Source organism: Brasilonema bromeliae SPC951, assembly GCF_012912135.1.
GTDB classification, from domain to species: domain Bacteria; phylum Cyanobacteriota; class Cyanobacteriia; order Cyanobacteriales; family Nostocaceae; genus Brasilonema; species Brasilonema bromeliae.
This window is the reverse complement of the sequence record NZ_QMEB01000014.1, coordinates 22338-31227: the sequence shown is the minus strand read 5'-3', so window position 1 is coordinate 31227 and position 8890 is coordinate 22338. Positions and strand designations below refer to the sequence as shown.

General features: G+C 48.5%; 11 protein-coding genes. 3 read left to right on the top strand and 8 right to left on the bottom strand.

The annotated features are described in order from the left end of the window. Positions 1-131: 131 nt before the first annotated feature. The 5 genes from DP116_RS03370 to DP116_RS03350 form a co-directional block, all read right to left on the bottom strand. Entirely contained in the window at positions 132-902 is a 771-nt protein-coding gene (locus tag DP116_RS03370; RefSeq protein WP_246275459.1) for a class I SAM-dependent methyltransferase, read from the bottom strand. 26 nt (positions 903-928) lie between these two features. Continuing rightward, positions 929-1882: an NADP-dependent oxidoreductase gene (locus DP116_RS03365; protein WP_211173052.1), complete on the bottom strand. Its 954-nt coding sequence runs from the start codon at positions 1880-1882 to the stop codon at positions 929-931. A gap of 74 nt (positions 1883-1956) precedes the next feature. Continuing rightward, a complete protein-coding gene (locus DP116_RS03360) occupies positions 1957-2697 on the bottom strand; it encodes an SDR family oxidoreductase (RefSeq protein ID WP_169153825.1) in 741 nt (246 codons plus the stop codon). Between the two features lie 9 nt (positions 2698-2706). Further along, positions 2707-3195: a carboxymuconolactone decarboxylase family protein gene (locus DP116_RS03355; protein WP_169153824.1), complete on the bottom strand. Its 489-nt coding sequence runs from the start codon at positions 3193-3195 to the stop codon at positions 2707-2709. A gap of 29 nt (positions 3196-3224) precedes the next feature. Further along, complete coding sequence (locus DP116_RS03350) at positions 3225-3992, bottom strand: SDR family oxidoreductase (protein WP_169153823.1); 768 nt, start codon at positions 3990-3992, stop codon at positions 3225-3227. Between the two features lie 176 nt (positions 3993-4168). Between DP116_RS03350 and DP116_RS03345 the strand changes: the two genes are divergently transcribed. Then, positions 4169-4399: a hypothetical protein gene (locus tag DP116_RS03345; protein ID WP_169153822.1), complete on the top strand. Its 231-nt coding sequence runs from the start codon at positions 4169-4171 to the stop codon at positions 4397-4399. Here the strand turns inward: DP116_RS03345 and DP116_RS03340 are convergent. The 3 genes from DP116_RS03340 to DP116_RS28970 all read right to left on the bottom strand — a co-directional run bounded on the left by DP116_RS03340 (position 4389) and on the right by DP116_RS28970 (position 7322). Then, on the bottom strand, positions 4389-5249 hold the full coding sequence (locus tag DP116_RS03340; RefSeq protein WP_169153821.1) for an SDR family oxidoreductase: 861 nt from the start codon (positions 5247-5249) through the stop codon (positions 4389-4391). The genes DP116_RS03345 and DP116_RS03340 overlap by 11 nt on opposite strands. A 224-nt stretch (positions 5250-5473) precedes the next feature. Then, on the bottom strand, positions 5474-6709 hold the full coding sequence (locus DP116_RS03335; RefSeq protein WP_169153820.1) for a cytochrome P450: 1236 nt from the start codon (positions 6707-6709) through the stop codon (positions 5474-5476). 76 nt (positions 6710-6785) lie between these two features. Beyond that, positions 6786-7322, bottom strand: coding sequence for a MarR family transcriptional regulator (locus tag DP116_RS28970; RefSeq protein ID WP_169153819.1), 537 nt, complete (start codon positions 7320-7322; stop codon positions 6786-6788). 721 nt (positions 7323-8043) lie between these two features. Here DP116_RS28970 and DP116_RS03320 point away from each other — a divergent pair. Both DP116_RS03320 and DP116_RS03315 read left to right on the top strand, forming a co-directional pair. Next, a complete protein-coding gene (locus DP116_RS03320; protein WP_169153817.1) occupies positions 8044-8304 on the top strand; it encodes a hypothetical protein in 261 nt (86 codons plus the stop codon). Continuing rightward, positions 8288-8821: an ISAs1 family transposase gene (locus DP116_RS03315; protein ID WP_169153816.1), complete on the top strand. Its 534-nt coding sequence runs from the start codon at positions 8288-8290 to the stop codon at positions 8819-8821. The genes DP116_RS03320 and DP116_RS03315 overlap by 17 nt, the downstream gene beginning before the upstream one ends. Positions 8822-8890 lie beyond the last annotated feature (69 nt).

Genomic DNA, 8890 nt, shown 5'->3' with positions numbered 1-8890 from the left:
AATCCATTCGCTGTATTTTTCGATAAATCGGAGATGCTTTTTTTTATCGAAAATAACGAAATCAACGTCGTAGCGAAACTGTAGGCAGTTGGGTGCAGCGCCTTGTTAGGCTGTGGTTGGCAACTCTTAATTTAGGTTGTTCGTCTGGCATACCAAGCATGAATGAGGAAGGCTTGAAAAAATAGCACAGGTGCATCGAAGCCGCTTGATGCGATAAGTTCTTCGATTTCTCGTGGTGTTGAAACGGCGACATTTCGTCCGTAAACAAGGCGCATCTTTTCGATTGCCTCTTCTGGTATTCCATTAAATCGCTGCATCTGGAGCCAAACTTCAAAAAGATTCTCGTAAGCTGAAGCAGATGTGCCAGAGGCCAAATCTGCGCTCACCAAATATCCACCGGGGCGAAGCTGGTTGGATATTTGACCAAAAAAGGCGCACCTTTCTTCTGGTTGCATAATGAATTGCGATACCAAAAGGCAGGTGGCCGCGTTGAAAGGCAATGAAAGGGGCAGAGAATCGAGATAACCTTCGTGAAAAGTGCAACGCGATGTAATACCATCCTCTTCGGCTCTCTGGCGGCAAATGTCAAGCATTGGTTTGGAAGGTTCCACTAAGGTAAACGACCACTGGGGAAACGCTTGAGCCAGATAAAGCAGTTCCGCGCCGGTTCCCACGCCCACACAGAGAACTTGAGCGTCGTCGGGAAGTTCTGAAAGCCTGATGCGAAGGAGCAGATGAAGCGCGTCACGAATCGGAGCCAATTTTGTCCATCGCTGGTCATAACCCGCAGCTTGCTCTTTGCCGAAAAATACTGGCTGTTCTTGGTTGTTCATGGTAAAAGTCGTCGAGTTTCTCGCTTGAGGGAAAATTTTTCTACAACAGGACTGACGCAGAAGGCGCATTGCAGTGTGTCCTGCGTCAGTCCTGATTATGCTCCAACTTGCAAAACAATCTTGCCGCGTGTGCGCCCGCTTTGGGAAAGTTGATGTGCCTTTTTCACTTCTGTGAGCGGCAGAACCGTTTCGATGTGTATTTTTAATTTGCCTTCTTCAATCAGCCGGTTGATTTCGGTTAATTGCCCCGCGTTCGGCTTACAAAAGACAAACGCGGCTTCTGTGCCGAATTCTTTTGCTTTTTCTTCGGACGGAGTCTGCGCCGATGTTACCAGAAAGCCGCCCTTTTTCAGAGTTTGAAAGGCTCGCTCCTGGGTGTCGCCGCCGACCGTATCGAAAACTACATCCACGTCTTTGACGACTTCTTCAAACGGTTGCTGTGTGTAATCGACGAATTCATCTGCGCCCAAATCGCGGACGAACTGTTCGTTTCTGCCCGAAGCCGTGCCGATAACGATCGCGCCTTTCGCTTTGGCAAGCTGAACAGCCATCGAGCCGACTCCGCCCGACGCGCCGGTTATCAAGATTCTTTGCCCGCTGCTCAAGTGAGCCAAATCGAACATCGCTTGCCACGCAGTCAACGCGGCAATTGGAATCGCCGCCGCCTCTTCAAAACTGAGGCTGTCTGGTTTGGGCACGATTGTATCCGTTTTGGCGACCGCGTATTCGGCATAGCCACCGGAGAAGCCGCCGGACGCAGTCAACCCATAAACCGCATCGCCTTTCTTAAAACTTTCAACCGCCTCGCCTACTTCTTCGACAATTCCGGCGATGTCGCCGCCCAGAATCAGCGGAAGTTTTAAGCCGAACGCTTCGCCCATCCCATCGCGGACTTTCCACTCCGCCGGATTGACCCCTGCGGCGTGAACTTTCACCAGAACTTCGTCTGCTTTCGGTGCTGGACGTTCAACATCGACGTAATTCAAAACGTCCTCATTGCCGTATGCGTTAATTACGATCGCTTTCATTTTTTCCTCTGTTTTATTCATTTGAAAATGTTTTAGATCGAGACATACAGCGATGCAACAATTCACCCCGATCTGAAAATCTTTGGGCGCAAAAGTCAGTATTTCTGTGCGGATGGTCGCACCACAATTTCGTTCACGTCTACGTCAGCGGGCTGCTCTACAGCGTAGGCAATCGCACGGGCAATCGCTTCGGTGGGGAGTAGATCGATGCGGAATTGTTCGATTGCGGCCTTCTTTATTTCTGGGTCGGAAATTGTATTGAGCAGTTCTGATTCAGTCGCGCCTGGGGCAATGACGGTCACTCGGATGTTGCTACCAACTTCCTGCCTGAGTCCTTCCGAGATCACCCGCACAGCGTGCTTAGTAGCACAATAAATTGTGGCAGTAGGTCCGACCCATCGATCGGCGATCGATGTAATATTGACAAAATGACCAGAGTTTTGGGCTTGAAAAATTGGTAACGCAGCCGCAATCCCGTATAGCACTCCTTTGAGGTTCACATCGATCATTCTGTCCCATTCTTCGACCTTCAACTGTTCAATGAGGGAAAGCGGCATCAAACCCGCATTGCTCACCAGCACGTCTACGCGCCCGAATTGCGATTGTGAAAACTGGATAAAGCTCTCTAGTTGTTCCTTTTGCGTCACGTCTAAAGAAGTAAAGCGAACCTCTCCTCCAGCAGCTTGAATCTCACCTGCAATACTCTTTAAGTTTTCGGTGCGTCGAGCGCCCAAGACGACCTTGGCTCCTTTGGCGGCTAAAAACCGAGCGGCAGCTTCACCGATGCCGCTACTGGCTCCAGTAATAAGAACTACCTTATCTTTAATGTTTAACATTGAAACCTCCTATTTTTGTGATGTTATTGGAAATTTGATCTTATTTTCTTGGAATAGCTCTTTGAGAGTTCCTGCCGCAATTAGAGCGCGGGGATATCCAGATGTCACCGTGGTGATATAAATGACTTCCATCAGTTCTTGTGGAGTCACGCCATAATTGAGAGCATACTGAGCATGAACTTTGAATTGCGGCATCGTGCCTTGGGCAGCAAATCCAGCAAGAGAGACCAGTTGACGGGTTTTGTTGTCCAGTACCTCCCGACCCCAGATATCGCCAAGGGAGTATTTAAGAGTTAAATCAGCAAGCTCTGGAAAATCCTTTTGCAGTTGTTGAAAATGCGGTGGCAGACCATTTCCGCCTGTCAAACTATTTAAAACTCTTTCACCTCGTTCTTGGCGTATTTGAGTTTCCAAAGGTTGAGAAACTGCTTCTTGTGCTTGAAAAGAACACATAAAAACTATTTCTGCAATGATTAGAGTTAAAAATTGCCTACTCATAATTTTCTTTCTATTTGGATTGATTTGAATTAGAGCGACTGACCGCCGGAGACTTCAATACGCTGGGCATTTACCCATTGATTGTCTTTAGATAGTAGTGATGCGATCGCGCCGCCAATATCATCGGGAAGACCAACGCGACCCAGGGCAGTTTGTGATGCAACATATTTATTCATTTCTGGATTATCGCGTACTGCACCGCCACGAAAATCGGTTTCAATCGCCCCTGGAGCCACCACATTTACCGCAATCCGTCTCGATCCTAACTCCTTTGCCATGTAGAGAGTTAGGGTCTCGATTGCGCCTTTCATACTTGCATAAGCGGCATAGCCAGGGAAGATAATCCGTGTCAAACCAGTAGAAACATTTACAATTCGTCCGCCATCATTTATCAGCAGGAGCAGTTTCTGGGTGAGGAAGAAAACACCTTTGAGATGAATATTCATCAAGTGGTCAAATTCTTCCTCTGTCGTTTCAGCAATGGAGGCATTTATGCCAGTCCCTGCATTATTAACCAGGAAATCAAAACGATCAGTGTGCCATTTGTCTTGGAGTGACTGTTTAACTTGTTCTACAAAACTATCGAAGGTTTTGGTATTTCCAGTATCTAGTTGCAATGCTACGGCTTTTGCCCCGATCGATTCGATTTGGACCACGACTTTTGTAGCTTCCTCAGCATTGCTATGGTAGGTCACAATAACATCGACCCCTTTTTTAGCAAGGTTCAAGGCAGTACTTTTGCCCAGTCCTCGGCTCGATCCAGTTATTAGTGCAATTTTTGGGCTGTGATTAGTCATTACCCGATCCTTTGAGTGTTTTGGGTTGATGTATGCATCTTATGAATAAGAGCAAGAGTTTTAAATACACAAACCTCGCTATTTATTGCCTAATCCTCCAAATTAAGGTTCTGCAACTGGATAAAGATGCTCTACAATAGCTGTCAGAAGATGATTAAATTAGTCGAGAAATTAGGATGACAATTCTCGTTCCCAGCAAAGACTCCGCCAACGAACAGATTACCAATCAGTGTAGAGAACTGACGGCACTGATAACTCGCCATACCCGTGCTAAGGGAGACGGGTTTCATCGAACAGCGATCGGTCGGCTAGATTTTGCGCGGGGATCTGCTTTAAAAAGTAGCAACAAATTCCTTGGCAAAAGTTGTCGGGTCTTCTGGTGCAACGTCAGTCTCCCTATAAATTGAAAAGAACTTTCAACCCCTCTTTAAGCGATGCAGGCTTTCGCCCAAGCAGGTTTTCCATGTCGGGGCTTACTTCTTCTTCCTGCCCGTTTTTAATGTCCGTTAGAAAACCCACGACCCTCTGAACCATCGCTTCCGGTACGCCGCGTTCTTTCATTTGCGCCTCAAATGCTGATTTCTCAGTAGGTGTATAATCTACCTCTTTGCCTGTTAAGTCGGAAAGGGTAGCTGCGACATCATCAAAGGAATAGGACTCACTTGCTGTGAGTTTGTAGATTCGGTTCCCGCAACCGCTCTCTAACAGTGCATTCGCAATGGCTTCTCCCATTTCGCTTCTCAGGGCAAAGGGGACTCTTCCCTGACCGGTCGGTAAGTTGATACCCGTATCAAAAACTCTTTCCCCTACGAACTGCCCAATGGTGTCCATATACAAGACATTGCGAAATAGAGCATAGTTCAACCCACTCGCTTTGATGTAATCTTCTGTCTGAAAATGACCCTCCATCAACTTGTTTGCCAAAGTGTTTCTGTCTTTCAACGTTCGACTGGTGTAAGCGACACATTGAACCCCTGCCTTTTTTGCGGCATCCACTACATTTTGGTGTTGCTTTATGCGGTTGTCCTCATCCGTTCCGGCTATAAGTAAGACCTTTTCGATTCCATGCATTGCCTTGTCGAGCGAGGCAGTATCATCGTAACTCCCTACCCGTATGTCTACACCTTTTTCCTTTAAGGCAGATGCTTTGCTTTTGTCACGCACAAATGCGGCAATTCGGTTAGCGGATGTCTTTTCCAGTAGATTTTTGACTACTGCTGTCCCTAACTGTCCGGTAGCTCCTGTTACCAAAATCATGGTCGCTCTCTTTTCCTTAATTTTGCTTGTAGTTCGTTAGAATCGTCGGCGTCGTTATCTTCTCAGATACCGAAAGAGTGCTTTTCTCGCCTACGTGAGGACATGGTCGGGTGTGATCGTGGCGGTGTCGTTGAAGTCTCGCTGACGCACGTCTACGCCCTTGTGCGACCACTCGACGGCTCGCTCACCCTTGCGCCGAGTGTTTCAAAGCGCATGATTTCTTTTTATTTCAGTAGTACCGGAAGCGTAATCGGAGCGCGAAGACCATGATGAGGGATTTCCGGCACAAAAGCACCCGGTACAAGACGCATCTCTGGAAAACGCTTTGCAACGCGGGTGACCGCTTCCCGGATTTGCAGACGGGCGAGTAACGGCCCGACGCAATAGTGAGCACCGTAGCCGAACGTCAAATGCTGGCGGGCGTTCCCACGCGGACACTGGAGCGTTTCCGGCGCGTCGAACAAGCCAGGATCGCGGTTCGCCGCAGCATACGACACCCAAAGCGTCGCGCCCTGCGGCACGGTCACGCCGCCGATAACGGTATCCACGGTGGTACGTCGGTATAATCCCATCACCGATGTGTCGTGGCGCAAGAGTTCATCGGTTAGATTTTCGGCGTCCACGGTTCCCGATGCGATGGCTTCCCAGTACTCACGCCGATTCAAAAGCGAGTGGAACGCATTGGCGATCGTATTGATGGTGGTTTCGTGTCCGGCAAAGAAAACGATCGCAATATCCGCGACTAACTCATCCTCTGACAAATCGTTTAAAGCGGCGGCGCGACTGGCGACCAACGCGGAAATCAAACCGTCGTCCGGCATCGCGGCTTTAAGAGCGACCATTTCGCGGATGTAGTTTTCCAACGCCCGCAAACCGTGTGCTGCGCCGACTTGCACCTCGATGGGTAAGCCGGGTGTCTGGAACGCGACAAGGGCATCCGACCAGCCGCTCAACTTCTCGGCGTCCGCAAGCGGAACACCCAGTAGTCGGCAGATCGTTCGTAGCGCAAGCGGCTTGCACAAGGTAAGGAGCAGGTCAGTTTCACCGCCCGATGCCGCGATCGCATCGAGCAGATCTTCGACATCCGCTATCACCGTCGGGGCGAGCGACTGAATCCGCTTGGGGGTGAACGCCGCCATGAGCGGGTCGCGTAAGCGGGTGTGGAGCGGCTTATCCACGTTGATCAGGTTGTAGGCGAACAGCGGTGACGTGAGTGAATAGATGGCACTGGCTTCGGGCGCGAGATGAACTCCCGCGCTAAACGCCTCGGATGACGCGAATGTCACGGCATCACCCAAAACGTCGTGCACTTCCTGCCAGCGCGTCACAGCGTAAACCTGAAGTGCAGGCAGGAATGTCACGGGAGCCTCGGAGCGCATCTGCGCGAGGAGCGTAAATCGATCGGCGGTAAATCGCGGGTTATGCGGGTCGAACTGTTCGGCGGCGGTTGGGTGTGGCATCAGGTTGGTGGCTTTCTCACGAGAGCTATTGACAACACGTTGTCAATATGAATGTTACCTAATTGACAACATATTGTCAATCATCGGTTTGCATCTTCTGCGTAATGGCTTCCAGAAGTGCCACGGCACGAGTGATTTGTTCCGCGTCAAAGTCTTCGGCGATCGCATTTGTCCACTGCCATTCGCGCTCCAACGCATCGTGATACGTTGTCCTGCCGGCTTCCGTGAGAAGCAAGTGCATCGCTCGGGCGTCGCCAGGATTTTCGGCGAACTCAACCAGACCGTCGCTTGCCATGTCGTCAGCGAGTCGTTGTACGGCTTGCCGTGTTAAGCCCATATGCCGCGCCAATTCGCTTACCGTGACGCGCTTTTCAAGTGCGAATAACTCACTCAGCATTTGCCACCGAGCATTGGTTATTCCCGTACCCCGCATTAGGCGTGTTCCTGATTTTTGCACCGTTGCGTTCATACGAAGTACGGCGCGAATCAGATCGGTTAAAGCGTTCGACGCGGGCGTTTTTTTCTTATGGTAAAAAGACACGTTCTTGTTTCCCGCAATTCGGGCATCTATCGTATTATCGGCAAGCAGGGCTTCTACCGTTCTTAATACCACGGACGCTGCGCCTTTTCATCGGGCGCAGGGCTGAAATCTATATAGGATAAGCTTTAAGAGCCTCTATTTGCGTTGTATGCAGAGTTCAAAGGCTCAATGCCTCAAGCGAAAGTCTCCCAGAATTGGGGGATTTAGGGGGCTAGGGCGTGTTTTCGCGCCCTGGAGATCCCCCCCAGCTCCTCGTATGAGATCCAGTCTTAAGAAGGGGGGAGAATTCAGCCAAAGTCCCCCTTAAAAAGCAGGGCTGTTTCATTCCCTAAAAGACGTAAAATTACAAGTGTCGAGGGGGTGAAAGTAATGGGTGCAAATCTAATTGAACAATTGCGGCAGGTTAAGGACTTTCGCACAAAAGACGGGCAGAGACATCCTTTATGGCTGGTGTTGCTGTTTGTAATTATGGGAACAACTCGCTTTGTATGTTGGTTATCGTGCATGGGGAGACTTTGTCAAACGGCATCGTTGTGTATTGATTTCAACATTTGGAATCCAGAAACATGGTGTTCCATCATACTCAACAATACGACGAATATTGATGGGAGTCGATTTTGACACACTTGCTGCAACCTTTAATCAGTGGGCACAAAACTACGTTCATTTAGAAACATGGGAGTGGTGTGGAATTGATGGTGACGCATTGTCCCCTAATTTTTGGTCAGCCCTGTTTTTGTTGATCTGTGTTCCAAGACGAGTATTCGTAGTATGAGGGCTGACCAAAAATTTCGTGTTAGACCCTCGTAAAAGTATCAAAGGAACAGTGCAAGACTATAAAAGCGAGTATCAAAATTTTGTAAGTATTGTGTCTGTGTTTGCTGGAAGAAGAGGACTCGTTTTCAGCATGGACAAATTAGAGAATAAGGGTAGTAGCGAGATTAGTACGGTTCAAAACTTGATTGCGGCATTGGATATCCAAGGTGTTGTTTTCAGCGAATATCAGCTTTACATTGCCAAAAAAAACTTGCAAGCTAATGATCGACAGTGGTAATGAATACGTGATTGCAGTCAAAGCAAATCAAAAAAATTTACATCGTCAAATTCGACACAATACGGAAAATACCAAACCAACGAGTCGCTACATTGCCACTGAACGAACTCGAAACCGAGTTACGACACGCATTATACAAGTGTTTAATGACTTAACTGGCATTAGTCGTGAATGGGCTGGGTTGAAGTCGTTAATTAAGGTTGAAAGAACTGGCACTCGTGGGGGGAAACCATACCATCAGGTTGCTTACTACATCAGTAGTTTTTTACGTTCAGCAGTTGATTTTGCTCGTGGTATTCGCGGACATTGGGGAATTGAGAATCGCCTTCATTGGGTTAAAGATGTGGTTTTTGGTGAAGACCGTTCGATGATACGTAAAGGCAATGCTCCTGCAAACCGTTCAATTATTTTAGCGATCGCCTTAAATGTATTACGTCGAAATGGTTATTCTTCCATCACTTCTGCCCAACGATTGATTGCAAATGATATTGACAAACTCCTCCTCCTTGTGGAATGAAACAGCCCTGCCTTAAAAAGGGGGATTTAGGGAGATCTGAATATGTAGAATCTGAGAAATGACAGTTCT